Source organism: Alicyclobacillus acidocaldarius subsp. acidocaldarius DSM 446 (assembly GCF_000024285.1).
Lineage (GTDB): Bacteria > Bacillota > Bacilli > Alicyclobacillales > Alicyclobacillaceae > Alicyclobacillus > Alicyclobacillus acidocaldarius.
In genome coordinates this window covers 2,316,109-2,342,679 of sequence record NC_013205.1, presented here as the reverse complement: position 1 = coordinate 2,342,679, position 26,571 = coordinate 2,316,109, and the positions used below count along the sequence as shown (strand labels likewise).

Below are 26,571 nucleotides of genomic sequence, written 5' to 3'. Positions count from 1 at the left end.
GAAACGTTACCATAGGGGGCTACGACGATGAAGCGGTCGGGTATACTGCATGGGCGTCTATCGCAGATCATTGCGGAACTCGGACATGGCGAACTCATTGCGGTCGCGGACTGTGGATTGCCTATTCCGCCAGGGATTGAGCTCGTGGACCTTGCGATCAAGCCGGGTATGCCTTCATTCCTCGACGTATGCGACACCATTCTAACTGAGCTTGTCGTAGAGGACTTTATTGTCGCAAACGAACTAGCCATCCGTGGCTCCGGTGTGGTTGATCACTTGCGGGAACGCGCGGGAGTGTTAGGTAAATTTATTCCTCACTCAGACTTTAAGCAAACTTTACGTAACGTTCGTTCAGTGGTGAGAACAGGAGAATGGACGCCCTACGCAAATGTGATCTTTGTCGCAGGTGTTGCATTTTCATAACACGATGGGAGGGACGGGTGTGCCTCGCCTCGAGATGAGAGAAATCGAAAAATCTTTCTCGGGAGTACAAGTCCTGCGCAAGGTGAACTTATCGGTGGAAGGTGGTGAAGTTCACGCTCTTCTGGGTGAGAACGGAGCTGGAAAATCAACTTTGATGAAAACGCTCGCAGGAGTGTATCACCCCGATGCCGGCGAAATTCTCATCGACGGTGCTCCGCAAAAATTCCGCGGGGTCTTGGATTCGAGGCGTGCTGGCATCACGATTATTCACCAGGAACTCAACTTGTTTCCGAACCTGTCGATTGAGGAAAACCTTCTTATCGGTTATGAAGACGAATTTCGAAACGCTATCGGTTGGATTCAGTACTCTCGTTTGCGGTCCAGGGTTCGCGAACTACTCGATCGGGTCGGGCTTGACCGAGATCCTAGTACGCCGGTTTCGGTGCTCGGCATTGGAGAGCGGCAATTAGTTGAAATCGCTCGAGCTTTACAACAAGAAGTCCGCTTTCTCATTATGGATGAACCAACCGCTGCCCTCACGGACAAAGAGACGCGCAGGCTGTTTGAAATCATTCGCGATTTGAAACGTCATGAAGTCGGTGTCATCTACATCTCCCATCGACTTGAGGAATTGTTCGCCATTGCCGACAGGGTGACGGTGTTGCGCGATGGCATGAGCGTGGGAACGTACTCGATGCGGGCTGTGAGTGAGGATGTACTCGTTGAGCGGATGGTCGGGCGAAGTGTGGAAAATCGATACCCTAAGGTCAAAAGCCATCCTGGTGATGTGATTCTGGAGCTGAAGGATGTAAAAACGAGAGCACTTCCGCATCCCATCTCTATCACTGTGCGAAGTGGCGAAATTGTCGGTCTGGGAGGAATGATGGGAGCGGGGCGTACAGAGCTCGCACGGGCCATTTCAGGAGTGGACCGAGTGCTGTCGGGGAAGATGCTCATGTTCGGTCGTGAGGTAAGATTTCGCGGCCCTCGAGATGCCATGGCCCACGGAGTGGCATTTGTCACTGAAGATCGAAAAGATGACGGTCTTTTGCTTCCGTTTTCTGTGCGGTTTAATCTCGCGTTGCCTAGTCTGTCTTCTAGACATCGGTTCGGATTTGTACTGGGCAAGCAGGAACGAAAATTTGCTGAGCATTGGGTGAAGCGCCTTGCGATTCGCGTTCATTCCACCGAACAGCCAGTTGTGAATCTCAGCGGAGGCAATCAACAAAAGGTAGTGTTTGCGAAATGGTTGGCTCTCGACCCGAAACTGTTGGTGCTTGATGAACCAACACGCGGGGTGGATGTAGGAGCTAAACAAGAGATTTACCAGCTGATGAATGAGATGAAGGTTCGTGGCAAAGGCATCTTGATGGTTTCATCCGACTTGCCGGAACTTCTCGGTATGTGTGACAGGGTGTATGTTTTGCGTGATCGGACCGTGGCAGGCGAACTCACAGGCGATCAAATGACACAGGAAATTTTCATGACTCTCGTAGCTGGAAGGCAGGGTGCGCAAGCATGACTTGGTTTCGCAGGTATCGGTTGGGCCCTCTTCTCGGGTTGGTTTTGCTCATTCTCATCCTGGCTGTAGCATCTCGGCAGTTCTTCACTGCGAGTAACCTGTTGGACATTGCGTTGCAAACATCCGTGAATGCGCTCTTGGCCATCGGGATGACGTTTGTGATCCTAACGGCCGGAATTGACCTGTCGGTAGGATCCACGCTGGCACTGACATCGGCCATCGCGGCACAGTGGATGGTGGGCGGTACAAGTCCATGGCTGGCAGGCATATCTGCGTTATGCATTGGAGCCATCGCCGGAGCGTTCAATGGTGTCCTCGTGGCCTATGCACGTCTTGCGCCCTTCATCGTCACACTTGGAACGATGACGTTGTTTCGTGGTTTAACCGAAATTTATACGAACGGTCAACCCATTTTTAACCTGCCTTATTCCTTTAACGGGCTCGGGAACGGGGCGGTTCTAGGAGTTCCTGTCCCCGTCTGGATCACGATGATCGTGTTCCTTATCGCATGGATGGTTCTCTCGCGCACTGTGGCAGGCAGAAGGATTTATGCCATTGGAGGAAACGAGAAAGTTGCGTACTTGGCGGGGGTTCGCGCCAAGCGATATCTGGTGGCGGTCTATGTGGTCAGTGGTATTTTAGCGGCACTGGCTGGCCTCATTCTCACTTCTCGTCTTGCAACTGCCGAACCGACCGCAGGGCAAGGTTACGAGCTCGATGCAATCACGGCCGTCGTACTCGGTGGAACTAGTCTTTTCGGCGGTGAGGGGACTTTAGTCGGGACCATCATCGGCGCGCTGATTCTCGGTGTCATTGACAACGGTCTGAACTTGTTAAATGTAAGTTCCTTCTATCAAGATGCTGTCAAGGGCCTCGTTATTCTGATCGCCATCATGTTGGACCGTAAGAGATCCGAAGGGAGATAAGGTGCATTTGCACCATCTCATATAATTCAAACATTTTGATGGGGGTATTTGAACATGAAGCGTTGGACAGCGATGTTGGCAGTAGGTGTCGTAGCGGCAGGCGTACTGGCCGGATGTGGTACGTCCGTGTCAACAGGTTCACAGAAAACAAATCTTTCGAACACCGGGACAGCAAGTACGAAGCCAATCAAGCTGGGATTTGCAGTATCGACCCTAAACAATCCATTCTTCGTTGCAATGTCAAACGGAGTTCAGGAAGAGGCTAAAAAATTGGGTGTTCAGGTCACGATCCTGAACGGCAACAACGATCCTGCAACACAGTTAAACCAAGTGGAAGATCTTATCCAACAGCACGTCAACGCGATTATTTTGAACCCGACCGACAGCCAGAGCTTGTCGACGGCAGTGGAACAAGCAAATCGCGCGCACATCCCTGTCATTACGCTCGACCGCAGTGTGACGAAGGGCAATGTGGCATGTTTCATCGCATCGAACAGTGTGGAAGCGGGCAAGATGGCTGCTGATGAATTGATCAAAGCGCTAGGAGGCAAGGGCCAGGTCGTCGAATTGCAAGGTGTGATCGGAACTTCTGCAGAAGCCGATCGGGAAAAAGGGTTTGATGAAGAAATCGGAAAGGCACCTGGTATTCGCGTTGTGGCACGCCAAACAGCAAATTTCGATCGCAGTCAAGCGCTGAATGTCATGCAGAATATTTTACAGGCTCATCCAAATATTCAAGGTGTGTTTGCACAAAATGACGAAATGGCGCTTGGTGCATTAAAGGCGATTCAGGAAGCCGGAAAGCACAACATCAAAATTGTTGGGATCGATGGCGAAAAGGAGGCTGTGAATGACGTCCATAAGGGCCTCTTGTACGCGGATATTGCTCAACAGCCGGTGCAAGAGGGCATATTGGGAGTGGAATATGCGGTGAAACTCGTCGAAGGCGAAAAGGTTCCGAAGCAGGTGAATTCACCGCTGCATCTAGTTGAGAAGAACACTCCGTTCACCGGGTTCTAAGGTTGCGAGGTGATAGAAGTGGACATCACGGTAGTGGGGAGTCTCAATATGGACATCGTGGCCGTGGTGGACCACATGCCAGGAGCGGGTGAGACCGTTAAGACTGCGTCCGCTCAGTTGTACAGCGGCGGCAAGGGCGCCAATCAAGCCGTTGCCGCCGCGCGGCAAGGAGCGCGCGTGCGCATGGTTGGCGCGGTTGGCGGGGACGCGTTTGGAGAATCCATTTGCATGCAGCTTGTGAAGTCCGGAGTTGGAATCGAAGGTGTATTCACTAAGGACGCACCATCAGGTGTCGCATTAATCACGGTGGAGAGGGATGGTCAGAACAGAATTGTTGTCTGCGAAGGTGCTAATGCGTTGTTGGCACCGGACGATGTAGAACGAGCGTGTGGGGCGGATCCATTGCCTCCAGGATCCGCAATGCTTCTTCAGAACGAGATCCCGCGCGCTACAGTGGTTCACGCTATTCGTCTCGCACATCGACGGGGTTGGCGCGTCGTCTGGAACGTGGCACCCGTTGAGCGAATTCCTGCGGGACTTCTTACAAATCGCGACATCATCGCCGTGAATGAGAAAGAGGCGAGCATGCTCGTGGGCTTTGAGGTGATCGACGACCAGTCGGCGCGAAAGGCTGCCGAGCAGCTGTTGGCTATCGGACCAGGGCTTGTGATTGTCACGTTGGGTGACCTCGGCAGTTTGGCTTTGTCACCTGATTTTGGGGTAATACGGATCCCAGCGTTTTCGGTACCAGTGGTAGACACGACGGCCGCCGGAGATACGTTCATCGGTGTGTTTGCAGCGGACTGGGACGGTGTGCAATCACCGGAGTTGTCCCTTCGCAAGGCGGCTGCGGCGGCAGCGCTGTGCGTGTCGCGCAGAGGTGCACAAAGCAGTATCCCCACAAGAGAAGAGACTGAAACGTTTCTAAGGCAGCACGCATAGAGTAAAGAGATATACCCAGGGTCGTCCTTTTGCGACTGCGACACTTAGAATTCAAAAGTGTCGCAGTTACGTTTTACGAACCTATTTGCCTTCGGCTTCGACAGTTGGACAGAGCACCTTGGACTCACGGATAGATGCGGTATCCTGCTGTGGTGCTGCTTGTTGGTTGTGGGCTTGCGCCGGTGACATACGCTACATCGCGGGGCACGGCCGCACGGCGTTCCTTTTCTTTGACTGATTGAACATTGTATACTGTCGTTGGCCCGGCGAGACAGGCCGGGCTTTATGTGTTCATGACGGACTCATCCATCCGCTTCGAGACAGATTGCGGGGGGCGAATGATGCAGAATCAGGCACAGGCCAGCGAGCGCTTTTCTCCCTTTTTGACCCTGTCGCGCGAGGAGTGGAGCCGACTCCGGGACTCCACGCCGCTCCTTCTCTCCGAGGACGATCTCGCCCAGCTTCACGGCCTGAACGAGCGCGTGTCCCTGGAAGAGGTCGAGGAGGTCTACCTGCCGCTCTCCAGGCTCCTCAATCTGTACGTGGCCGCGACGCAGAGCCTGTACGAGGCCACCCACGCGTTTTTGGGCCATCAGTCGCGCAAGGTCCCCTACATCATCGGCATCGCGGGCAGCGTCGCCGTCGGCAAGAGCACGACCGCCCGCATCATCCAGGCGCTCTTGTCGCGCTGGCCCAACCATCCAAAGGTCGATCTCGTCACCACCGACGGCTTCCTCTATCCGAACGCTGAACTCGAACGGCGAGGCTTGATGCAAAGAAAGGGCTTTCCAGAGAGCTACGACACGCGGCGGTTGATTCGATTTCTGGCGGACATCAAATCCGGCAAACCGCGCGTCGAGGCGCCCGTCTACTCGCACATCGAATACGACATTGTGCGCGGGGAGCGCATCGTCGTGGAACAGCCCGACATCCTCATTCTCGAGGGCTTGAACGTGCTTCAGACGCGCATGGCCTCGAGCGGGCGCCCGATGACCATCTTTGTCTCCGATTTCTTTGACTTCTCCATCTATGTGGATGCGCCGGAAGACCTCATCCGCGGCTGGTACGTCGATCGGTTTTTGAAGCTGCGGGAGACGGCGTTCCGCGATCCCAAGTCTTACTTCCGGCGTTACGCGGATTTGTCCGATGAGGAAGCCGTGGCAACGGCGCTGCGCATCTGGGAGGAGATCAACGCGAAGAACTTGCGCGAAAACATTGCGCCGACAAAATCCCGGGCGGATCTCATCCTGGCCAAAGGCGCGCACCACCGCGTACAGGAGGTCCATCTGCGCAAGATATGAACGGGCCGGGACGCATTGCGCCTGCGCTGCAAACGCGCTACACTGAAAGCGATGGGACGGTATGAGGATCCTACGGGACGAAAAATGTCCCTTGCGTTCCGACAGATCCTCCCCGACGATAGGCGTGGCGACACGACCGACCAGTGACGATGAGGAGAAGTGGCATGGAGTGGACGGTGTGGGCCGCGGTTGAACGGGTCGCGCCTGAGTTGGTGAGAGCCATGGAACACCGCGTGCGGGTGATGCAACGCATTGACGCGCACGCGCCCATCGGCCGGCGAGCTCTCGCGCAAGCCATGGGCCAGTCGGAGCGCACGCTTCGCACCGAACTGGACTATCTCAAGCAACTCGGGCTCGTCGCGACGTCCTCGTCCGGCGTGTCGCTGACGCCGGAAGGCAAAGCGCTTTTGGGTGAGCTCGAGCCGCTCGTCGCGGAAATCGCGGGGCGCTCCGATTTGGCCTGGCGCGTCTCTGCGCTTCTTCGCATTCCCCGCGTCATCGTGGTGGAAGGCGATGCGGACGAGGACGCCTGGGTGACGGATCGCATCGGCCAGGCTGGCAGCGATGTGCTCGCCGAGGTGCTCCAGGACGGGGACATCATCGCGGTGACGGGCGGCACCACGGTCGCAGCTGTGGCGAAGGCCATGAGCGCAAAGCCTCTTCGGCAGCGGATCACGGTGGTTCCCGCCAGGGGCACGGTCGGCGAGATCGTCGCTTACCAGGCGAACACCATTGCGTCCGAGCTCGCGGCGAAACTCGGCGGATCGTCCGTCCTCCTGCAGATCTCCGACAGCCTGTCGCAGAAGGCGCTCGAGCAGCTTCTGGACGATCCGTACATTCAGGAGCGGCTGCCCATCATTCGCCAGGCGACCGTCGTGGTGCACGGCGTGGGGGATGCCCTGGCGATGGCCCGGCGTCGCCACGCGACCGAGGAAGAGATCAAACTGCTCGAGGCGCGCGAAGCGAAGGCCGAGGCCTTCGGGCATTACTTCAATGCGCGGGGCGAGGTCGTCTACGCCATGCGGACCATTGGGCTTCGGCTCGATGACGTCGCGCGGGCGAGGGTCGTGATCGCGGTGGCTGGCGGACAGAAAAAAGCGCAGGCCATCGCCAGTGTGGCAAACGCCTATCGAATCGACGTGTTGGTGACGGATGAAGGCGCAGCGCGCCGCATCTTGCAGCTCGAAACTCCAGCAGGCAAGGAGAGGGTCGAACATGGCAGTGAAGGTTGGTATTAACGGCTTCGGCCGCATTGGCCGCAACGTGTTTCGTGCGGCGCTTCACAATCCGGACATCGATATCGTGGCGGTGAACGATCTCACGAACGCGGAGACGCTCGCCGCGCTCCTCAAGTACGACTCGGTGCATGGCATCCTGCCCGAGGACGTGCAGGCGGAAGGCAACGATCTCGTCGTCGCCGGCAAGACGGTGAAGGTGTTCGCGGAACGGGATCCAGGCGCGATTCCTTGGGCCGAGATCGGCGTGGACATCGTGATTGAGTCGACGGGGCTGTTCACGGACCGCGAGAAGGCCGAGGTGCACATCACGAAGGGCGGCGCGAAGAAGGTCATCATTTCGGCGCCGGCCAAGAATGAGGACATCACCATCGTGATGGGCGTCAACCACGAAATGTACGATCCGGCCAAGCATCACGTGATCTCGAACGCGTCCTGCACCACCAACTGCCTTGCGCCGGTCGCCAAGGTGATCGATGACGAGTTCGGCATCGTGAAGGGCCTCATGACGACGGTGCACTCGTACACGAACGACCAGCGCATCCTTGACCTGCCGCACAGCGATCTGCGCCGCGCCCGCGCCGCCGCACTCAGCATCATTCCGACCACGACCGGCGCCGCGAAGGCCGTCGGCTTGGTGCTGCCTCACTTGAAGGGCCGCCTGAATGGCATGGCGATGCGCGTGCCGACGCCGAACGTGTCCCTCGTCGACTTCGTCGCGCAAACGAAGAAGCCCGTGACGGTCGAAGAGGTGAACGCCGCGCTGAAGCGCGCCGCGGAGGGCCCGTTGAAGGGGATCCTTGCGTACAACGAGCTTCCGCTCGTCTCGAAGGACTATAACGGCGACGCGCATTCGTCCACGGTCGACGGCCTGTCTACGATGATCATCGACGACATGGTGAAGGTCATCGCTTGGTACGACAACGAGTGGGGTTACTCGAACCGCGTGGTCGATCTCGCCTGCTACATCGCGTCGAAGATGTGACGTTTGCGAAGCAGGAGCCCGCGCTGGCCGTGCCCGATGGCACTGACGGCGCGGGCTCTTTCCTTGCGCTCGCCCTTCTTGACGGCAACTAAGGCGGGAGGGATTCCGAGGCGTCTGACCGAACTTGATATCGAGATGACGATGGTTCGGGATGGGAGGCGCCGAGGATGGAGTACGAGGTGAGCCTCGAAGACCGCGTGTGGATGATTGGCAAGATGTTCGCGATGGTCGAGCGATATTTCGCCCACTGGGAGGATTCCCGCATACGGCCCGATGCGTGGGACGATCGCTATACGGCGTGCCTCGCGGAGGCCGTACGGTCCTCCACACGCCGGGAGTTTGAGCGGATGATGCAGCGGCTGGTCGCGGATCTGGGCAATCGCCACACCTGGTTCCGGGATACGTCGAATCTCCGCGGGGACTTGGGTCTGCGCCTGCGCAGGCTTGACGGTAGCTGGTACGTCGTCCGAAGCGCGCACGCAGAGCTGCGGCCAGGGGCGACCGTCGTCACGTTGAATGGGCGGGCGCCGGAAAAATGGATGGAAGAGGCGAGTCCGTATATGAGGAGTCGGGAGGAGCGCCTGCGGGAAGAGGAGTGGCAGCGGGTCATTCCAGCCCTGTTGGACGACGACCTCTGGACCCTCGAATTAGACGACGGCCTGCGCAGACGCACCGTCACGATCCATCGAACGCGACCTGATTCGCGCAAGGAGATGCCGGAGGCGCGGTGGCTCGTGCCGGATCGCGTGGCATATCTTCGGGTGCCCAGCTTTGCGAATCCTGCATATGAAGAGGCCGCGGTCGCCTGGTTGACGCGTGTGTCGAATGCGGATGCCCTCGTGGTGGACGTCCGTGGGAACTCGGGAGGAGTGACGCCCACAAAGCTCCTTCGGGCCTTGATGGAGAGGCCGTGGCCGTGGTGGACGGAGTTTGCCGCCGATGTCGGCTTTCTGTGGCTGAGATCAGCGGGAGAGGGGGAGTTCTCCATTCGGCCGGACGGCAGCGGTGCCATATGGCGACCGCCGTATGAGCAACCGGAGGAACCCGTGTTTCGAGGGCGATTGGCCGTTCTGGTGGATCGCGCGACCAGGTCTGCGGCTGAGGACTTCGTGATGCCTCTCCTCGTGACGAAACGAGCCATCGTGCTCGGTGAGACGACGTCCGGGTCGACCGGGCAACCTGTCATCTGTCAGCGCGCCGGGTTCAGTATGGGCGTCGGCGCCATTCGCGCATCGCTTCCAGACGGACGTGCGTTCGAGAACGTCGGCCTCCGGCCTGATGTGTTTGTCGAAATGTCACCCGACGACCTATCCTCGGGGCGCGATCTGGCATTGGCGCTGGCCCTCGAACTCCTCGCAAGCACCGGTTGAGCATCTGAGTGAGGGGGACGACGTTGAGGTTCGTATCGTGGAACGTGAATGGGCTTCGCGCCTGCGTGAACAAGGGCGCGTTTCTGCCGTATTTCGAGTCGGCCGATGCGGACGTGTTCTGTATTCAGGAGACGAAGCTGCAGGCCGGACAGATCGAGCTTCCCATCGGCGAGGCATACCAGCAATTCTGGAACTATGCAGAGCGAAAGGGCTACTCCGGCACGGCCGTGTTCACGCGCATAACCCCTCTCGACGTTCGCTACGGGTTCGGCGACGGCAACGACCCGGAGGGCCGGATCATCACGCTCGAATTCCCGTCGTTCTACGTGGTGACCGTGTACACGCCGAACGCGAAGCGGGACCTGTCGCGCCTGCCGTATCGGTTGGAATGGGAAGACGCGTTTTGCGCGTATCTCTGTGCGCTGGACCGAGAGAAGCCCGTGATCGCGTGCGGGGATCTCAACGTGGCGCATGAGGAGATCGACATCAAAAACGCAAAGTCGAATCGCGGCAACTCGGGGTTCACCGACGAAGAACGGGCCAAGATGACCGAACTTCTCGCCGCAGGTTTTGTGGACACCTTTCGCGCGCTGCATCCGAACGTGACGGACAAGTACACGTGGTGGTCCAACATGCCGGGCGTGAGGGAGCGGAACATCGGATGGCGGATTGACTATTTCCTCGTCAGCGAGCGACTGCGGGACCGCATCCTCGACGCTCGCATCGACGATCACGTTCTCGGAAGCGATCATTGTCCGGTGGTGTTGGAGGTGGACCTGTAACTTCACCGTGTCGGCACGGGGGAAGCGCTCGCGATTGGTGGGTGAGGGGACTTTCCCCCTCACCTCACAATCGTCTGCTCGCGGCTCGGTCCGACGCTCACGTACCGGATGGGAACGCCGACCTGCTCCTCGATAAAGGTCACATATCGCCGTGCAGCTTCGGGGAGATCCTCGAATGCCCGGCACTCCCGGATGTCCTCCTGCCACCCGGCAAGCGATTCGTACACGGGCTTCACCCGCTCCATGTCGTACGCCGCCGGCGGCCAGTCGAGCCGATGGCCGTCGAGATCGTAGGCGATGCCAATTCGAATCTCGTTGAGGCCGGAGAGGACGTCGAGCTTCATGAGCGCAAGCTCCGTGTAGCCGTTGATCCACGCCCCATAGCGCAGCGCTGGGAGATCGAGCCAGCCACAGCCGCGCGGCCGCCCCGTGGTGGCGCCGTATTCGTGGCCGCGATCGCGCAGGAAGGCGCCGAACTCGTCGTGGAGCTCCGTCGGAAACGGGCCTTCGCCGACGGCCGTGGTGTACGCCTTGGTGATGCCCGTGATGCGCTCGATCTTGGTGGGGGGCACGCCGGCTCCGCTGCACACGGCCCCCGCAATGGGGTTGGACGACGTCACGAACGGGTACACGCCCCAGTCGAGATCGCGCATGATGCCGAGCTGTCCCTCGAAAAGCACGTGCTTGTTCGCCTTGGCGGCCTCGTACAGGAGCGGCGTCGTATCCGTGATGTACGGAAGAAGGACGTCGCGCGCCGCGGCGATGGGCTCCCACACGTCCTCCCACGTGCCGTAGCGCTCAAGGCCCGGCAGGCGCCGGCACTTCGCCTCAAAGGCCGAGCGCACGCGCTCCTTCAGGCGGTCGAGATCGCGCATCTCGCCCATTTGGATGCCGAATCGCCCCACTTTGTCCTGGTATGCGGGGCCAATGCCTTGCAGCGTCGTGCCGACCTTTTTCGATCTCGCCTCTTCTTCCCACATGTCTTGCCAGATGTGATACGGCAGCACCATGTGCGCTCGGTCCGAGATGACGATGCGCCTCGTATCGATCCCGGCTTCCGCGAGCGCGGTAAGCTCTTCCACCAGTTTGGGCGGGTTCACGACCACCCCCGCGCCGAGCACGCAGAGCGTGTGCGGGTGGAAGATCCCCGAGGGGACCAGGTGGAGCGCAAATTTGCCATAGGAATTGACGATGGTGTGGCCCGCGTTGCCGCCGCCCTGGTACCGGACGACGATGTCCGCCTCCTCGGCCAGATAATCGACCATTTTCCCCTTGCCTTCGTCGCCATACTGGGCGCCCACAACCGCATGAAACATCGCGCGTTCCCTCCTCCAACACAACTCCAGTGTACGACGCACCTTTCCATGTGTAAAATGAATGATATGTATCATTTTCATGCTCAACTTGTATGGAGTGATGGACATGTTTGAGGCCCTGCGGGCGTTGGTCACCGTGGTCTCGCTCGGAAGCGTGTCCGAGGCGGCCCGAGCGCTCCACGTGACGCAACCAACCGTGACGCGCCAGATTCAGCAACTGGAGCGCCACTTCGGGCAGGCGCTCTTTGACCGGAGCGGGAAACGGCTTGCGCTGACGCCCGCCGGTGAGCGCGTGCACGCGTACGCGCTTGAAGTGCTGCGCAAGCAGGAGGAGTTGGCGGAGTCGCTCCTCGAGATGTCGAATCCGGAGGCGGGCCTGGTGCGCATGGGAGCGGGGCTCTCCCCCACGCTGTACCGCCTGCCTGCGATGGTGGCTCGATACGCGTCCATGCACCCGCGCGTGAGGTTCCAGGTGGTGACGGGATCGTCCAAAGTGACGCTCGAGCGCCTCGCATCGCGCGTGGTCGATCTCGCCATTGTGACGACGCCCCCGGAAGACGAGGCGGGCGTGGAACAGGTCGCGCTCTGGCGCGACGAGCTCGTGGCCGTGGCGCCTTCCTACCACGCGCTCGCGGGCAAGCGCGCGACCATCGTCGAGCTGGCCCAGTATCCGTTGGTGGTCATGCACGGCGAGTCGGGACTGCGGCGGCAGATCGACGATCTTCTGCATCGCGCTGGGGTGGAACGGCCCGCCCCGCCGGTGATGGAAACGGACAGCCTCGAGGCGATGAACCGGTTCGTGCAGGCGGGACTCGGCCTGGCGGTCGTGCCTTGGCCGGCGGTGGCGGACGATGTGACCCAGGGCCGATTGAAACTCGTCCATATCGTGGGCTGCGATCTCGGCCAGCGCACCGTGACCTTGGTCTGGCGCAAGGAATCGCACATCCCGGCGGCTGCGCGCGCATTCATCGAGTGGCTCGCGTCGGTGGGAGCGGCGTCGTCGTCCGAATTGCGGTAAGATGAGGGCGGTGATGAAGCGATGCGGGTCCTGATTGTCGAGGACGAGCCCGGGCTGGTGGAATTTCTGCGCTTGGAGCTGGAATTGTCTGGCGTCGAGGTGGACGTCGCGATGGATGGGGAGACCGCGCTCGAGCGGGCGAGATCGGAGCCGTACGATTTGCTGCTCGTCGACATCGTCCTTCCGGGCATGAGCGGCGTGGATTTGTGCCGCGAGGTGCGCAGGTTTTCGAACGTCCCCATCATGATGCTCACGGCGCGAGGAGCGGTGGCGGACCGGGTGGGCGGCCTCGACGCGGGCGCGGACGATTACCTGGTCAAACCGTTTGCCATCGAGGAGCTGTGGGCGCGCATTCGGGCCATCAGGCGCCGGTATGAGGTAAATGGCGCTCCCTTTCGGTTTGGGGAGGCGACGGTCCATCTCGACGCGCACCGAGTGGTGTATCGGGGTCAAGAGGTCGATCTCACCGCGCGGGAGTACGACCTGTTGCTCTACCTGCTGCGCAATGTGAATCGGACGTGTTCCCGGCAGGAACTGCTGGAGCGCGTATGGGGATTTCAGGCGCCCGGGGATACCAACGTGGTGGATGTGTATATCGGCTATCTTCGTCAGAAGTTGGATCCCGAGCGGCGGTACATCAAGACGGTGCGCGGGCAGGGGTACCGGCTCGAGGTCGAGGAGACATGAGGTGGGCGACACGAGCGCATCGGCGGAGCATCGAGGGGACGCTGCTCGTCTGGAGCACGCTGTGGTGCGCGGTGGTTCTGCTCGTCTTCACGGTGGTGTTCATGGTCTCGTATGAGGCCACGAGCCTGATTGGCCAAAAGCGCATTATGGAGCTCGAGATGGCGACGCTTCTCGGACAGGGCGCGGATCGGCTGGCCGAGGAGGCGGTCACCACCACGTGGGACCGATACGCCGCCGCGACCGACTCCGTCATCCGCCTCACCGACGCGCAGGGCGACGTGCTGTTTCAGATCATGGGCCCGGTCTTCACGGGGCCGGTGGTGGACGAGATTGCGTCGCGGGTGCCGATGCCGGCCCAGGGTCCGAACTTCACGAAACCGCACTGGAGTTACCCGTATGCGTGGCAAGACCAAAACGGGTATCATCGGGTGCTGGCCCTCACCGAGGGCGTGCGGTTCGAAAACGGGGGCTACGGTCAACTGTCGATTTTTACCCTGCTCGATCCCATCCGCCAGGCGGCGCTCCACATGCTCGCGGTGTTCGTGGTGCTGGACGCGGCCGTCATTGCGCTGTTCGCCGTGGGCATGCGCGTGCTCATCGAGCGGGGATTTCGCCCGCTTGCGCGGTTGATGGCGGGCATCCAACAGGTGGAGTGGCGCAGGGCGGGCAGGCTTTCGTTTTCGGACTTGCCGCCGGAACTCATGTCGCTTCAGGAGTCGGTGAATCAGATGTTGGACAGAATCGACGTGGCGATGGACGAGCAGCGCCGCTTCGTGGCGGATGCGTCGCACGAGCTGCGCACGCCGCTCGCTATCATCGCGGGGCATGCGAACCTCCTGCGCCGATGGGGGCGGGACAATCCGCACGTGTGGGAACCTGCGGTGCGAAACATCGTGCTCGAGGTCGGGCGTCTGCAGCGGCTTGTGGATGAACTCCTCGCCCTCTCGAACCTGGATCAGGTGGATGAGCTTCCGGTGGGCGGCGGGATGGGGCAGGCCGAGATGGACGAGATGTTTGCGCGCCTGCGCGATGACGCGCTCGTGCTGCGACCGGATTTGGAGATCGAGGTGAGCGTGCACCTGACCAGCGGCGGGCGGGTCGCGATTCAGCCGGATCGGCTGCGGCAGGTGCTGGTGGGGCTCGTGGACAACGCGATGCGCCACACGCCGCAGGGCGGCTGGATTCGGCTCATGGCGCGCGAAGAGGCCACGACGGCGCGCATCACGGTCTCCGATAGCGGCGAGGGCATCCCGGAGGACGTGTTGCCACACGTGTTCGAACGGTTCTACCGCGGAGAGGCCGCGCGCCGCGAGGGGCAGGGTGCCGGACTCGGGCTCGCCATTTCCAAGCAGGTGGTCGAGCGGTACGGGGGACAGATTTACGTGCGCAGCGCCGTCGGCAAGGGCACGACCGTCGTGATTGTCCTGCCGCTCGTCGGCCAAGGGCGCGCTTCGGGAGGGTGAGGAAGATGACATCGTGGGATGCGCTGTGGCCCAGGGAAGTGGAGTTGTCGATCGAGGAGGTGTCCATCTCCCCGCTCGACAACATCCTCCACGATGACAAGCTTGGCCATCAGGTGGCGCACCAAGAGAGACTGCCTGTCGTGCGCGTGTGGCGCCATCTGCCCGTGACGGGACTCGTGGTCAGCCGCCGAGACGTGGCTGGTCCGGCCGGTCAGGCGGCCATGGCGCGCATGGCGTCGGAGGGATGGCCGCTCTTCGTGCGCTCCACGGGCGGGACCGCCGTGCCGCACGGCAAAGGGATGCTGAATTTGTCCCTCATCTTTCCGCGCCAGGCCGAGGGCGCGACGACGGACAGGTACTATCGCATCCTATGTCAGCCGCTCGTCGAGTGGCTGCGGGGCCTCGGGCTCGACGCCGAGATGACCGACGTCCCTGGGGCCTACTGCGACGGCAACTACAACGTCGCCATTGGCGGACGGAAGGTCGTGGGTACGGCGCAGGCCTGGCGCGGGGGGTTGGCGGGCATGGCGTCGCGCCACCCCGGCTACGTGCTCGCGCACGGCTGCATCAGCGTTTCGCCCAATCTCGACGCCGCCATCGCCGCCATTCAGCGCTTCTACCGCTACGCCGGGCGCGACGAGGTGCGCATCGAGCGGGATAAGGCGACGACCCTGGCCGAGGCGTCTCGCGAGCCTTGGACGAGCGGCGAGGCGAAGGCTTCGCTGGTGGAATTCCTCCTCAAGCGCCTGCCGGAGGTCGGCGTCACGCCTCGCTTTTCGCCGTGACGTCGCCCTCGTCCGATCCGGCGGCTCGCTTGGGCGAAAGCGGCAGTTCCACGCGGACCGTCGTCCCCTTGCCAATGCCCTCGCTCGCGATGGAGATTCGGCCGCCGTGCGCTTCCACAATCCACTTGGCGATGGACAGCCCAAGTCCCGTCCCCTTGGCCTCCCCGTGGCGCGATCGCGCCGTGTCAACGGTGTAAAACCGGTCGAACACGCGCTCCAGATGCTCCTTGGCGATGCCGATGCCCGTGTCGCGGACCGACAGAATCGCCTGATTCCGGTTGCGCGTCGCGGCAATTTCGACCTTGCCGCCCGCATCCGTGAATTTCATCGCGTTGTCGATCAAAATCACCAAGAGCTGATGGAGCCGGTCGCGATCGCCCAAGACGACGAGCGGTTCCTCCGCGCGCACGGTGAGCTCAATGCCGCGCATCTCCGCGATGGTCTCGTACAGATCGTGGATGCGCTCGAGCAGGTCGTTGAGCGCAACCGGGCGCCGTTCCACCGGCATGCGCTCGGAGTCTGACCGCGCCAGCGTGAGCAAATCCTGCACCAGTTTCGCGAGCCTGCGCGCCTCGCCGTGGGCGTTGTTCAGCCACTCCAGGTTTTCCTCGACGGTTTGGTCCGTGTGTTCCATCACAATGCCGAGGTTCGACTGGATGACCGCGAGCGGCGTCCTGAGCTCGTGCGAGGCGTCCGCGACAAACTCGAGCTGGCGCTGAAACGCCCGGCGAATGGGCTGAAGCATGCGATCGGACAAGATGAAGCCGACGAGCGTCGCCCCGCAGATGCCAAACAGCCCCACGATGACGATCACGGAGCGCAGGTCGCTCATGGCGCGCACGGTCTGCGTGTCGTCGAGGATCGTGGCGACGTAGGCCGGCCCGCCGGATCCGGCGGCGATGGGCAGGTCGTAGACGCGGTAATGCTCGCCCTGGTACGTGAAATTGAAGAACGTCGGCCGGTCCACGGCTCGGTTCAGACGATTTTCCAGCGCGCTCGCCAGGTCCGGGTCCGCGATGGACGTGTAGACGCCGTTGTCCGCGAGGACGAAGTTGATCTCGGGTGATCCGGTGGAGGCGAAGCTCGGAATGCCCGTCAAGACGGCCGTGTTGGCCACGCGGTAGGCCGCCTGGCGCAGATTGAAGTCGATACTTCGCATCACGAATCCCCGGATAATCCCGTAGAGTGCGAGCGACGTGATGCTGTACAGGACCACCAAGAGGACGACGGTCAATAGCGTCAGCCGGAGGCTCAGTCGCTTAAACAAGCCGCACGTCCCTTCTCACGCCTTGCGGCCCGCCGCCGGGTCCGGATGGAACATGTATCCCACGCCTCGCACGGTGGTGATATACGACGGCAGGTCGGGCTCGTCGATTTTTTTCCGCAAGAAGTGCACGTAGTTTTCCACCGCGTTGCCGATCACGTCCGCATCCGGTCCCCAGACGCGATCGAGAATGACCTCTTTGGACAACACTTTGTTGGGGTTGCGCATGAACAGCTCAAGCAGCTGGAACTCTTTGGCCGTCAGCGCCAAGGGTTCCCCGTTGCGCGTCACCGTTCGAGTGTTAAGATCGAGTCGAAACGGGCCCGCCTCGATGGCGTCGCCGCCCGCAATCTGGCCGGTGCGCCGAGAGAGGGCCCGCACGCGCGCCAAAAGCTCCTTGTTGTCAAACGGCTTGACCAGGTAGTCGTCGGCCCCGGCGTCGAGGCCCGTCACGCGGTCTTCGACGGTGTCCTTGGCCGTGAGGAGCAGCACGGGCGTTTGCAGGCCCGCCTTGCGCATGGCGCGCAGGATGTCGAGGCCGCTCATCTTCGGCAGCATGATGTCGAGGATGGCGAGGTCGTAGCTGTCCGTGAGGGCGAGATCGCAGCCGGTTTCGCCGTCGTGGGCGACGTCGACCGCATACTGGTGTTCCTTGAGAAGTTGTTTGAGTGCGGACGCGAGCCGCACCTCGTCTTCGACGAGCAAGATGCGCATCGGATAACCTCCCGCATGGTTCCGTACCTCGGACTGGACCGCTTTTATTGTACACTGCAGGATTGAACGCCGCTTGAATGGCGGAATGCAACCCTGCGGCGGGATCGGGGGATGTCCGAATGTTTGCGCTTTCGTAAGATTTCTTGCCGCATTCGCCGCGCGAAACGGTGTCACGGAGGCTAAGAGAATTCTTACTTTCCTACGAAAGTCGGAGAAAGCGGCGAAAGTTCGCGATTCTCGTCGCAACCCGGTGGAAAAACGTGAGGGACGTGCCTGTCGCGCTCCTTTACACCGGGGATGGCCGTCGATACAATTTGCGCTATACTAGGCACGGTGCGTGCAGGGTACCGACGATTTCGGACGCGCGACGAGACTTGAATGCACTCATGTGACGTTGTCATACAGGTTCCGAAATCGAAAGGTGATTCGACATTCTTCGACAGATGGGAGGGGCAAGACGTGGCCGAACCGCTCCTCGCGATTCGCGACTTGAAGACGTACTTCGTGAGCAAGCAGGCGACGGTCAAAGCGGTCGACGGGATCGACATCGAGGTCGATCGGGGACAGGTTGTCTGCATCGTGGGCGAGTCGGGCTGCGGCAAGAGCATGACGTCGCTGTCCATCATGCGGCTCGTGCCTCGGCCGTACGGGAAGATTGTCGGCGGGCAGATTTTGTTCGACGGCCGAGATCTCCTGCAGCTGAGCGACCGCGAAATGGCGGACTTGCGCGGCAGCGAGATCGCGATGATCTTTCAGGAGCCCATGACGGCGCTCAACCCCGTGCTGAGCATTGGCACGCAAATTTCGGAAGTTTTGGTTCGGCACCGCGGCGTGCCGAAGCGGGAGGCGCTCGATCGCGCCGTGGAGATGCTCAAGTTCGTGGGCGTCCCGCGCGCCGAGCAGATTGTGCGCGAGTATCCGCATCAGCTCTCCGGCGGCATGCGGCAGCGCGTGATGATCGCCATGGCGATGATCTGCGAGCCGAAGCTGCTCATCGCGGACGAGCCCACCACGGCGCTCGACGTGACCATCCAGGCCCAGGTGCTCGATCTCATGAAGAAGATGCGGCGTGAGACGAACACCTCCATCATCCTCATCACCCACGACCTCGGCGTCGTGGCCGACATGGCCGATCACGTCGTGGTGATGTACGCCGGCCAGGTGGTGGAGTCCGTCGACGCGGACACGCTCTTCTCGGAGCCCAAACATCCTTACACCCGAGCGCTGATGGAGTCCATCCCGTCGCTCGAAGAGGACAAGGACGTGCTCTACTCCATCCCGGGCACGGTGCCGAGCGCGGCGAACTTCCCGAAGGGCTGCCGATTCGCTGAGCGCTGCCCCATCGCGAAACCGTCCTGCTTCGAGAAGATGCCCGAGTTGCGCGAAGTGGCCCCGGGTCACATGGTTCGCTGCGATCTCGTGTGAGGGAAAGGAGGGAGCGCATGAGCGAGTACGTGCTCGAAGTCCAGGATCTGAAAAAGTACTTTCCGATCAAGTCCGGCGTCCTGAAGCGCACGGTCGGCTACGTCCGCGCCGTGGACGGCGTCTCCTTTCAGGTAAAGCCGGGCGAGACGCTCGGCATCGTCGGCGAGTCGGGCTGCGGCAAATCGACGACGGGCCGCATGATCATGCGGCTGACGACGCCGACCTCCGGAAAGATCATCCTGGACGGGAAAGACATCACCCACGCCAAGGGCGAGGAACTCCGGGCCAGCCGGCGCAAGTCGCAGATGGTGTTTCAGGATCCGTACGCCTCGCTGAACCCGCGCATGTCGGTCGGCGAGAGTATCGCGGAGCCGCTTATCGTCAACAAGGTGCTGTCGAAGTCGGAGGCGTTTGAGCGGGCGGGTGAACTGCTCCAGACCGTCGGCCTGCGTGCGAGCGACATCAACCGCTATCCGCACGAGTTTTCCGGCGGCCAGCGCCAGCGCATCGGCATCGCGCGCGCGCTCGCGCTGAACCCGAAGCTCATCGTCGCGGACGAGGCCGTGTCGGCGCTCGACGTGTCGATTCAGTCTCAGATCCTGAATCTGCTGATGGACCTGAAGCACCAGTTCAACCTGTCGTATTTGTTCATCTCGCACAACCTGGCTGTCGTCCGGCACATCAGCGATCGCGTCGGCGTGATGTACCTGGGACATCTGGTCGAGATCGGCCCGAAGCACTCGCTGTATCAGGATCCGCTGCATCCTTACACGCAGGCGCTTCTCTCGGCCGCGCCCGAGCCCAGGCGCACGAAGCGGCGCGAGCGGATCATTCTGCAGGGCGACGTGCCGAGCCCGGCGAATCCGCCGTCTGGCTGCCCGTTCCACACGCGTTGCCCGCGGGTGATGGACGTCTGCCGGCAGACGATGCCCAAGCCGGTCCAGGTGCACCCGGACCACTGGGTCGCCTGTCACCTTCACGGGTGAGCGTGGGCTTTCGGTGTGCATGAACTTCTCCCGGTTTCGAGACCCTAGTCTCAGGGTTCGTCAAAGGGGGAAGTGGCATGAAGCGGAAAGCGCAGGTGCTCTCGGGCGGATTGGCGGCGATGGTGGCGCTCGGCGCTGTGGTGGGCTGCGGCGGCGGGAGCCCGCAAAACGCGGCGGGGACCGGTGGGACCGGTGTGCAAAAGGGCGGCACCCTGATTTACGCCCTGCCGCCGGCGACCAACATCACCTGGTACTTGCCCATCACGAACGCGGGCAACGCGAGCCTGTACAACGCGCAGTTGTACACGCAGCTGTATCCCGGCGTGATCTATATCGACCATCAGTACCAGATCGATTACGCCGACAGTTTCGCCGAGAACATCACGTACAATCAGGCGGGTACGGTGTACACCATCTCGCTGAAGAAGAACTGGAAGTGGTCGGACGGCCACCCAGTGACCGCGGATGACGTCGTCTGGGACTACGAGCTCATCAAGGCGACCGACGCGAAGGACGCGCCTCCGCCGTGGCCCAATTACAACGCGGGCGCAGGCGGCGTGCCGGATAACGTCCAGAGCGTCGTGGCGAAGGATCCGTACACGGTCGTGATCACGCTGAAGAAGCCGGTGAACCAGCAGTGGTTCATCTACAACGGCATCGGGCAACTGACGGCTTTGCCGAAGCACGCTTGGAACAAGTACCCGAACGACATCCGGCAGGAGATCATCTACCTGGCCAAGCAAGCGACGAACCCAGCGTTTTTCACGGTGGTCGACGGGCCGTTTAAGCTGCAGAGCGCAAAGAGCAGTCAGTCCTGGACGCTCGTGCCCAACCCGATGTTCGGCGGGCATAAGAGCACGCTCGACAAGCTGATCTTCCAGTATGAAGCGACCAACGATGCGGAGTTCGCGGCGCTGAAGACCGGCGCGGTGAACCTGGGATATCTCGACCTGTCGCAGTACGAATCGCGTCAGTCGCTCACGTCGTCTGGCTATACCATTACGCCGGCGTACAACTTTGGGTACAACTTCATCGAGCTCAACCAGCAAAAGGGTTCGCCTATGTACGCCGCGTTCAGCGATGTGAAGGTGAGACAGGCGCTCGAGTACGCGATTGACCAGAACGCCATCAACCAGGACATCTATCACGGCTTCGCGCCGCCGCAGTACGGGCCGATCCCGACGACGCCGAAGACCATCTTCTTCGATCCGAATCTCGCGAAGCCGCTCTTTCCGTTCAGCCTGTCGAAAGCGCGGCAGTTGCTGGAGTCGGACGGCTGGAAGATGCAAAACGGCGTGATGACCAAAAACGGATTGCAGCTCAAGTTCCAGGTCATCTATCCGAGTGGCACGCAGTCGACGACGCAGATGATGGAGCTCATTCAGCAGGATTGGAAGCAAATCGGCGTGCAGATTTCGCTGAAGCCGATGCCGCTGTCCGAGATCTTCGGGATCATTCAGGACACGTCCAATCCTGGCAAGTGGGCGGCCGCGGCAGGCACCGGCATCACGTATGGCGGATCGTATCCGTCCGGTGAGCAGCTGTTTGAGCCCGGCGGGCTTGACGGCTTCGGCTACAACGATCCGGTGCTCGACAAGCTCATCGCCGCGACCACATCGCCCGCGCCGTCGCAGGAGGCGTCGCTCAAGGCGTTCTTCGCATACGAGGAGTACTGCGCGAAGCAGGTGCCGGTGCTCTGGACGAACGGCGTCGCGAGTCTCATCGCCGTCGCGCCGAACGTGCACAACGCGACCGAGCAGTACCTGAATCCGACAACCGGTTATCCGCTCCTTAACTATATCTGGATGTCCAAGTAAAGAGGAATCCATCATGACAGCGCGGCTGGGGGTACCAGCCGCGCGGCAGAAGGGAGGGAAAGGCGTGGTCACAGAGACGCAGGTGACAAATTCCGCAGGCGAGCCGCGCGTGCAGGCCACGAAGTGGCGCACGTGGAAGCGGTTCTGGCGGTATCCGCTGAGCTCGATTGGCGTGATCGGCATGGTGCTCCTGTTTGCCTTCTGCTTCGTGGGCCCGCTGCTCTATCACGTCAGTCCGACGCAGGGGGATTTCACCGCGCTGCTCCAACCGCCGAGCGCCAAGCATCCGCTGGGCACGGACGACGCGGGTCACGACGTGCTCGCGCGCATGATGGTGGGCGGTCAGGCGTCGCTCGAAGTCGGCTTCCTGTCGGCTCTCGTCGCGATGGCGTTTGGAACGCTGTACGGCATGGTGAGCGCGCTCGCGGGCGGCTGGGTGGACATCGTCCTGATGCGTATCGTGGACATCCTGCTGTCCATTCCGAGCATCTTCATCCTGCTGTTCCTGAACGCGACGTTCAAACCGAACGTGGGTCTCATGATCTTCGTGCTCGCTGCGACCAGCTGGCTCGGCGTGAGCCGTATCGTCCGCGGTGAAGTGTTGAAGATCAAGAACGAGACGTACGTCGAGGCGGCGCTCTTGGCGGGCGTGCGAACGTGGCGGCTGATGACCAAATATCTGGTTCCGAACTTTATCGGAACCGTGTTGGTGACCACGACCTTCGCAGTCGCAGACTCCATTCTCTCGATTGCGGGTCTATCATTCCTGGGACTCGGGTTGCCGCCCCCGGCGCCGAACTGGGGTGCCGATCTGTCGGCTGCGATGAACTACATCTTCCAGAACGCGTGGTGGCTCATCTATCCGCCAGGCATTCTGATCTTGTGCTCGCAGCTGTTCGTGAACTTCATCGGCGATGGCCTGCGCCATGCGCTTGAAACGCGCACCGACTGATGGCGCAAGTCGATCACGGAAGTGGGGTGAGCCCGAGTGCTGAGTTACATTGTGCGCCGCATCCTGCAGGCCATTCCGTCGCTCATTGGAATTTCCATTATCACGTTCATCCTGCTCCACATCGTCCCGGGCAACCCGGTCCGCATTCTGCTTGGCCAGCACTATACGCCGCAGCGGGCCGCTGCCCTGGCGCAGTCGCTCGGCCTGAACAAGCCGCTTTACATGCAGTATCTGATCTGGCTGTGGAACATTCTCCACGGCAACCTCGGATACTCGTATAACTACACGGAGCCGGTGACGTATCTCATTGGGCACGCGCTGCCAAACACGCTGTCGCTCGTCTTGATTGCGACCATCTTCGCACAGCTGTTCGCGATGCTCATCGGCACAGTGCAGGCGTACTTCGAAAACACCATCGCCGATCACATCATCACCGTGCTGAACTACTTCTTCTACTCGATGCCGTCGTTCTGGCTGGGCATCCTGATGGTGATGTTTTTCTCCATCCAGTTGCACTGGTTTCCGTCCGGCGGCGTGGTGAACCCGCAGGACCCGAATCCGGGCTTCTGGGATTGGCTGCATCACCTGATCCTGCCCGCCGCGACATTGACACTGGTCACCCTGGCTGGCTACTCGCGCTACATGCGCTCGTCCGTGCGCGAGACCCTTCTCATGGACTACGTCCGCACGGCAAGAGCCAAAGGCTTGCGCGAGTCGCAGGTGCTGTGGCGTCACGTGTTAAGGAACTCGATTCTGCCGCAGATCACGCTTTTTGGCCTGTCGTTCCCGGCGCTCTTCGCTGGCGCGCTGTTCATCGAAGAGATCTTCAACTATCCGGGCATGGGCCTCTTGTATTGGAACGCCGTCGGCACGCTGGACTATCCCGTGTTGCTGGGCGTGACGATGTTCCTCGGCGCGTTGACCATCATCGGCAACCTGCTGGCGGACATCCTGTACAGCCTGGTCGATCCGCGGATCAGCCTCGAGTCGATGTCGTAACGCAATGGTGCGGCGCAGTGGGCGGTTCTATGGCCTCTGCGCCTTTTCTTTTTGTGTTGTGTGGTATTCTTAGAGAATTCTTAGATTTGCGCTGGTTGCATGGACAATCGGCAAAACCCAGACGTGGCGCGGGATCTGAAACTTGAAACCCGTTGTATACCAATTTATGTATCGTTACACGGCCTTTACAAGCTGTCTGAATGCTCGTAGGATGAGCTTATCGAAAGTCAAAAGTCAAATAAAGAGTCTGCGAATTCGAACATTCGGAGTGCAGACCGTATAGGGGGGTTAGCATGGCTCGTCAGAATAAGCGTCGGTGGTCGACGCGGCTTGGAGCAGCGGCCGTCACTGTGGCGCTGGGCGCCGGTATCATCGCGGGCTGTGGAACGCAGCAGAATACGTCGTCGAACTCCACCACGAACAGCACGCAGACCACCACCCAACAACCCCAGAAGGGCGGCACGCTCGTGGTAGCTCTCGCGCCGTCCACGAACATCAACTGGTATTTGCCGCTGACGAATTCGGCTAACGCGAGCGTTTACAACGCAGCATTGCAAATTCTTCTCTATCCGGGCGTCATCTATATTGGCAGCAACTACGCCATTGATTGGAACGACAGCTTTGCCAGCAGCATCGATTACAACGCCTCAGGTACGGTGTACACCATTCACCTGAAGAAGAACTGGGTGTGGTCGGACGGCAAACCTGTGACCGCGCAGGATGTTGTATGGGACTACGACTTGATCAAAGCGACGGACGAGTCGAACGTGCCGCCTTGGCCCAACTACGCCGCTGGTTCCGGCGGTGTGCCGGCGAACGTCAAGAGCGTCGTCGCGCTCGACAAGTACACGGTGCAGATCACGCTCAAGAAGCCCGCGAACCAGCAGTGGTTCATCTACAACGGCATCGGTCAGCTCACGGCTTTGCCTGAGCACGCATGGAACAAGTACCCCAACAATATGGCGCAGGAGATCGCGTACCTTGGCAAAGAGGCCACCAATCCGAGCTTCTTCACCGTGGTGGATGGGCCTTTCAAACTCGTGAGCGCGAAGCAGAGTCAGGCGTGGGTGCTTGTTCCAAACCCGACGTTCGCGGGTCACAAGAGCACGCTGGATAAGCTCATCTTCCAGTACGAGGGCTCGGCCGACGCAGAGTTTGCCGCGCTTCGCAGTGGCGCCGTGAACTTGGGATATCTCGATCCGGCGCAGTGGGCGTCTCGCGGCAGCCTGCTGAAGATCGGCTACAAGATTGTGCCTGCCTACAACTTTGGCTACGATTTCATCGAGTTGAACCTGCAGAAGGGTTCGCCGCTCTATAGCGCGTTCAACGACCTGAAGGTCCGCGAGGCGCTGGAGTACGCGATGAATCAGAATGAGATTGACCAGGACATCTATCACGGGTTCGCGCCGCCCCTCTACGGGCCGATTCCCGCGCAGCCGAAGACGGTGTTCTACGATCCCTCGCTCAACAATCTGTTCGCTTACAACCCGGCGAAGGCGAAACAGCTGCTCGAGTCGGACGGCTGGAAGTTGGAAAACGGCGTCATGACGAAGGACGGCCAGAAGCTCGAGTTCACCATGCTCGTCTCCTCCGGATCTGAGTCGACGCTGCAGGAGGCGGAGCTCGTGCAGCAGGACTGGAAGCAAATCGGCGTGGACGTGACGCTGCAGCAGATGCCGTTCAACCAGGAAATTGGGATCATGAGCGACACCAAGAACCCCGGCAAGTGGGCGGCGGCGGCCGGCACGGGCATCACGTACGGCGGATCCTATCCATCCGGCGAGCAGTTGTTCGAGCCCGGCGGCCTGGACAACTTCGGTTACAACGATCCGACGGCCGACAAGCTCATCGCGAAGACGACGGAGCCGGTCTCCTCGCAGGCCGAGAACATGAAGAACTTCTTCGCGTACGAGGACTATATCGCGAAACAGCTACCCGTGCTGTGGCAGAACGTCCCGGCCAACATCACGGTTATCGCCCCAAACGTGCACAATGCCACGACGCAGGTGCTCAATCCGACAACCGGGTATTCGCTCCTCAACTACATCTGGATGTCCTCCAGCAAGTGACGCCTCTCACTCGGGCAAGTCGCATCCGGCTTGCCCGAGTTCGCTTTGGGGCTCGACGTTCCGCAGGTCCTGCGGAATCTCCGCGCGCCCCTCAAACGTCCGACCTCGCACGGAATAGTAGCGAATGCGGATCTCCTCCGGCACGTCTGCCCTCCCCCGCTCGCTGGATGGCCTGGTTGCCACGAGATGCACGCATTTGGCCTCGGCCGGTGCGAGATGAAGCCCGGTCACGCGGCGCCCGTCGACCATCGGCGCAATGGGCACGGCGTCTCGCCCCCGCATCCCCCACAGCTTTACATCCAGCGCTGGCCCCGTGCCGTAGTTTCGGATTTGCGCCACCAGTCTTCCATCGCTCCATGCGAAGTCGTCGATCACGACCATCGGCACGTAGCCGATCAGGGTATCGCGCCGGATCTGGTACCAGGACGTGAGGGCGATGGCGAGCGTGCTGATGGAGGACAACACGCTGCACGCTTCCATGATGTCGAGGTCCATCACGCCGCGCACGAGGTTTCCCCCTCCCTGAAGTATGTCGGACACGATTTGGAGGACACTGTGGAAAGACGCAGG

At 60.8% G+C, this 26,571-nt stretch carries 24 protein-coding genes; 20 read left to right on the top strand and 4 right to left on the bottom strand.

Translation table 11 applies throughout. From position 1 onward, the window contains the following. Window positions 1–27 precede the first annotated feature (27 nt). From rbsD to AACI_RS11235, 10 genes are all read left to right on the top strand, one after another. Complete coding sequence (gene rbsD / locus AACI_RS11280; RefSeq protein ID WP_012811538.1) at window positions 28–423, top strand: D-ribose pyranase; 396 nt, start codon at window positions 28–30, stop codon at window positions 421–423. Between the two features lie 19 nt (window positions 424–442). Continuing rightward, window positions 443–1,945, top strand: a complete 1,503-nt coding sequence (locus AACI_RS11275; protein ID WP_012811537.1) for a sugar ABC transporter ATP-binding protein — start codon at window positions 443–445, stop codon at window positions 1,943–1,945. After that, complete coding sequence (locus AACI_RS11270) at window positions 1,942–2,871, top strand: ABC transporter permease (RefSeq protein WP_012811536.1); 930 nt, start codon at window positions 1,942–1,944, stop codon at window positions 2,869–2,871. Before AACI_RS11275 ends, AACI_RS11270 begins: the two co-directional genes overlap by 4 nt. Before the next feature lie 54 nt (window positions 2,872–2,925). Then, window positions 2,926–3,891, top strand: a complete 966-nt coding sequence (locus AACI_RS11265) for a D-ribose ABC transporter substrate-binding protein (protein WP_012811535.1) — start codon at window positions 2,926–2,928, stop codon at window positions 3,889–3,891. A 9-nt stretch (window positions 3,892–3,900) separates the two neighbouring features. Continuing rightward, window positions 3,901–4,833: a ribokinase gene (locus AACI_RS11260; protein WP_342626148.1), complete on the top strand. Its 933-nt coding sequence runs from the start codon at window positions 3,901–3,903 to the stop codon at window positions 4,831–4,833. 341 nt (window positions 4,834–5,174) lie between these two features. Further along, on the top strand, window positions 5,175–6,134 hold the full coding sequence (coaA, locus tag AACI_RS11255) for a type I pantothenate kinase (RefSeq protein ID WP_012811533.1): 960 nt from the start codon (window positions 5,175–5,177) through the stop codon (window positions 6,132–6,134). Window positions 6,135–6,298: 164 nt separating this feature from the next. Next, on the top strand, window positions 6,299–7,372 hold the full coding sequence (locus AACI_RS11250) for a sugar-binding transcriptional regulator (RefSeq protein ID WP_012811532.1): 1,074 nt from the start codon (window positions 6,299–6,301) through the stop codon (window positions 7,370–7,372). Further along, entirely contained in the window at window positions 7,350–8,354 is a 1,005-nt protein-coding gene (gene gap / locus AACI_RS11245; RefSeq protein ID WP_008340152.1) for a type I glyceraldehyde-3-phosphate dehydrogenase, read from the top strand. Before AACI_RS11250 ends, gap begins: the two co-directional genes overlap by 23 nt. A 167-nt stretch (window positions 8,355–8,521) precedes the next feature. Further along, window positions 8,522–9,724, top strand: a complete 1,203-nt coding sequence (locus AACI_RS11240; RefSeq protein WP_012811531.1) for a S41 family peptidase — start codon at window positions 8,522–8,524, stop codon at window positions 9,722–9,724. A gap of 23 nt (window positions 9,725–9,747) precedes the next feature. Then, window positions 9,748–10,506: an exodeoxyribonuclease III gene (locus AACI_RS11235; protein WP_012811530.1), complete on the top strand. Its 759-nt coding sequence runs from the start codon at window positions 9,748–9,750 to the stop codon at window positions 10,504–10,506. A 59-nt stretch (window positions 10,507–10,565) separates the two neighbouring features. Here the strand turns inward: AACI_RS11235 and AACI_RS11230 are convergent, their stop codons facing one another. Further along, window positions 10,566–11,822, bottom strand: coding sequence for an adenylosuccinate synthase (locus AACI_RS11230; RefSeq protein ID WP_012811529.1), 1,257 nt, complete (start codon window positions 11,820–11,822; stop codon window positions 10,566–10,568). Window positions 11,823–11,928: 106 nt separating this feature from the next. On the opposite strand from AACI_RS11230, the gene AACI_RS11225 reads away from it, so the two are divergent. The 4 genes from AACI_RS11225 to AACI_RS11210 are packed head-to-tail and all read left to right on the top strand — an operon-like array spanning window position 11,929 to window position 15,775. Beyond that, complete coding sequence (locus tag AACI_RS11225) at window positions 11,929–12,840, top strand: LysR family transcriptional regulator (protein WP_012811528.1); 912 nt, start codon at window positions 11,929–11,931, stop codon at window positions 12,838–12,840. Window positions 12,841–12,861: 21 nt separating this feature from the next. Beyond that, the gene (locus AACI_RS11220) at window positions 12,862–13,527 is read left to right on the top strand and encodes a response regulator transcription factor (protein ID WP_012811527.1); all 666 of its coding nucleotides are present in this window, start codon (window positions 12,862–12,864) and stop codon (window positions 13,525–13,527) included. Beyond that, window positions 13,524–14,990 carry a sensor histidine kinase gene (locus tag AACI_RS11215; RefSeq protein WP_012811526.1) on the top strand — a complete coding sequence of 489 codons (1,467 nt, stop codon included), beginning with the start codon at window positions 13,524–13,526 and terminating at the stop codon, window positions 14,988–14,990. Before AACI_RS11220 ends, AACI_RS11215 begins: the two co-directional genes overlap by 4 nt. A gap of 5 nt (window positions 14,991–14,995) precedes the next feature. Beyond that, the gene (locus tag AACI_RS11210) at window positions 14,996–15,775 is read left to right on the top strand and encodes a lipoate--protein ligase family protein (protein WP_012811525.1); all 780 of its coding nucleotides are present in this window, start codon (window positions 14,996–14,998) and stop codon (window positions 15,773–15,775) included. Here the strand turns inward: AACI_RS11210 and AACI_RS11205 are convergent. Beyond that, the gene (locus AACI_RS11205; RefSeq protein WP_012811524.1) at window positions 15,753–17,042 is read right to left on the bottom strand and encodes a sensor histidine kinase; all 1,290 of its coding nucleotides are present in this window, start codon (window positions 17,040–17,042) and stop codon (window positions 15,753–15,755) included. The two genes, AACI_RS11210 and AACI_RS11205, sit on opposite strands and share 23 nt — an antisense overlap. Window positions 17,043–17,057: 15 nt before the next feature. Then, window positions 17,058–17,753 (bottom strand): response regulator transcription factor, encoded by a 696-nt coding sequence (locus tag AACI_RS11200; protein WP_008341457.1) that lies wholly within the window; start codon window positions 17,751–17,753, stop codon window positions 17,058–17,060. A gap of 459 nt (window positions 17,754–18,212) precedes the next feature. Here AACI_RS11200 and AACI_RS11195 point away from each other — a divergent pair, with 459 nt between their 5' ends. From AACI_RS11195 to AACI_RS11170, 6 genes are all read left to right on the top strand, one after another. After that, window positions 18,213–19,178 (top strand): ABC transporter ATP-binding protein, encoded by a 966-nt coding sequence (locus tag AACI_RS11195; RefSeq protein WP_012811523.1) that lies wholly within the window; start codon window positions 18,213–18,215, stop codon window positions 19,176–19,178. A 17-nt stretch (window positions 19,179–19,195) separates the two neighbouring features. After that, a complete protein-coding gene (locus AACI_RS11190; RefSeq protein ID WP_012811522.1) occupies window positions 19,196–20,164 on the top strand; it encodes an ABC transporter ATP-binding protein in 969 nt (322 codons plus the stop codon). A gap of 77 nt (window positions 20,165–20,241) precedes the next feature. Further along, window positions 20,242–21,981 carry a peptide ABC transporter substrate-binding protein gene (locus tag AACI_RS11185; RefSeq protein ID WP_012811521.1) on the top strand — a complete coding sequence of 580 codons (1,740 nt, stop codon included), beginning with the start codon at window positions 20,242–20,244 and terminating at the stop codon, window positions 21,979–21,981. A 13-nt stretch (window positions 21,982–21,994) separates the two neighbouring features. Then, entirely contained in the window at window positions 21,995–22,933 is a 939-nt protein-coding gene (locus AACI_RS11180) for an ABC transporter permease (RefSeq protein WP_245530570.1), read from the top strand. 36 nt (window positions 22,934–22,969) lie between these two features. Continuing rightward, window positions 22,970–23,932 carry an ABC transporter permease gene (locus AACI_RS11175; protein WP_008341463.1) on the top strand — a complete coding sequence of 321 codons (963 nt, stop codon included), beginning with the start codon at window positions 22,970–22,972 and terminating at the stop codon, window positions 23,930–23,932. A gap of 293 nt (window positions 23,933–24,225) precedes the next feature. Further along, window positions 24,226–26,001 carry a peptide ABC transporter substrate-binding protein gene (locus AACI_RS11170; RefSeq protein ID WP_012811519.1) on the top strand — a complete coding sequence of 592 codons (1,776 nt, stop codon included), beginning with the start codon at window positions 24,226–24,228 and terminating at the stop codon, window positions 25,999–26,001. A 6-nt stretch (window positions 26,002–26,007) separates the two neighbouring features. Here AACI_RS11170 and AACI_RS11165 read toward each other — a convergent pair whose 3' ends face one another. Further along, entirely contained in the window at window positions 26,008–26,541 is a 534-nt protein-coding gene (locus AACI_RS11165) for a hypothetical protein (protein WP_245530568.1), read from the bottom strand. Window positions 26,542–26,571: the final 30 nt, after the last annotated feature.

Coding starts and splice junctions, on each gene's coding strand:
- AACI_RS11265 (WP_012811535.1), top strand. CDS start 2,926: ATGAAGCGTTGGACAGCGATGTTGGCAGTAGGTGTCGTAGCGGCAGGC.
- AACI_RS11270 (WP_012811536.1), top strand. CDS start 1,942: ATGACTTGGTTTCGCAGGTATCGGTTGGGCCCTCTTCTCGGGTTGGTT.
- AACI_RS11170 (WP_012811519.1), top strand. CDS start 24,226: ATGGCTCGTCAGAATAAGCGTCGGTGGTCGACGCGGCTTGGAGCAGCG.
- AACI_RS11240 (WP_012811531.1), top strand. CDS start 8,522: ATGGAGTACGAGGTGAGCCTCGAAGACCGCGTGTGGATGATTGGCAAG.
- AACI_RS11215 (WP_012811526.1), top strand. CDS start 13,524: ATGAGGTGGGCGACACGAGCGCATCGGCGGAGCATCGAGGGGACGCTG.
- gap (WP_008340152.1), top strand. CDS start 7,350: ATGGCAGTGAAGGTTGGTATTAACGGCTTCGGCCGCATTGGCCGCAAC.
- AACI_RS11230 (WP_012811529.1), bottom strand. CDS start 11,822: ATGTTTCATGCGGTTGTGGGCGCCCAGTATGGCGACGAAGGCAAGGGG.
- AACI_RS11180 (WP_245530570.1), top strand. CDS start 21,995: ATGACAGCGCGGCTGGGGGTACCAGCCGCGCGGCAGAAGGGAGGGAAA.
- AACI_RS11220 (WP_012811527.1), top strand. CDS start 12,862: ATGCGGGTCCTGATTGTCGAGGACGAGCCCGGGCTGGTGGAATTTCTG.
- AACI_RS11190 (WP_012811522.1), top strand. CDS start 19,196: ATGAGCGAGTACGTGCTCGAAGTCCAGGATCTGAAAAAGTACTTTCCG.
- AACI_RS11185 (WP_012811521.1), top strand. CDS start 20,242: ATGAAGCGGAAAGCGCAGGTGCTCTCGGGCGGATTGGCGGCGATGGTG.
- coaA (WP_012811533.1), top strand. CDS start 5,175: ATGCAGAATCAGGCACAGGCCAGCGAGCGCTTTTCTCCCTTTTTGACC.
- AACI_RS11210 (WP_012811525.1), top strand. CDS start 14,996: ATGACATCGTGGGATGCGCTGTGGCCCAGGGAAGTGGAGTTGTCGATC.
- AACI_RS11200 (WP_008341457.1), bottom strand. CDS start 17,753: ATGCGCATCTTGCTCGTCGAAGACGAGGTGCGGCTCGCGTCCGCACTC.
- AACI_RS11250 (WP_012811532.1), top strand. CDS start 6,299: ATGGAGTGGACGGTGTGGGCCGCGGTTGAACGGGTCGCGCCTGAGTTG.
- AACI_RS11225 (WP_012811528.1), top strand. CDS start 11,929: ATGTTTGAGGCCCTGCGGGCGTTGGTCACCGTGGTCTCGCTCGGAAGC.
- rbsD (WP_012811538.1), top strand. CDS start 28: ATGAAGCGGTCGGGTATACTGCATGGGCGTCTATCGCAGATCATTGCG.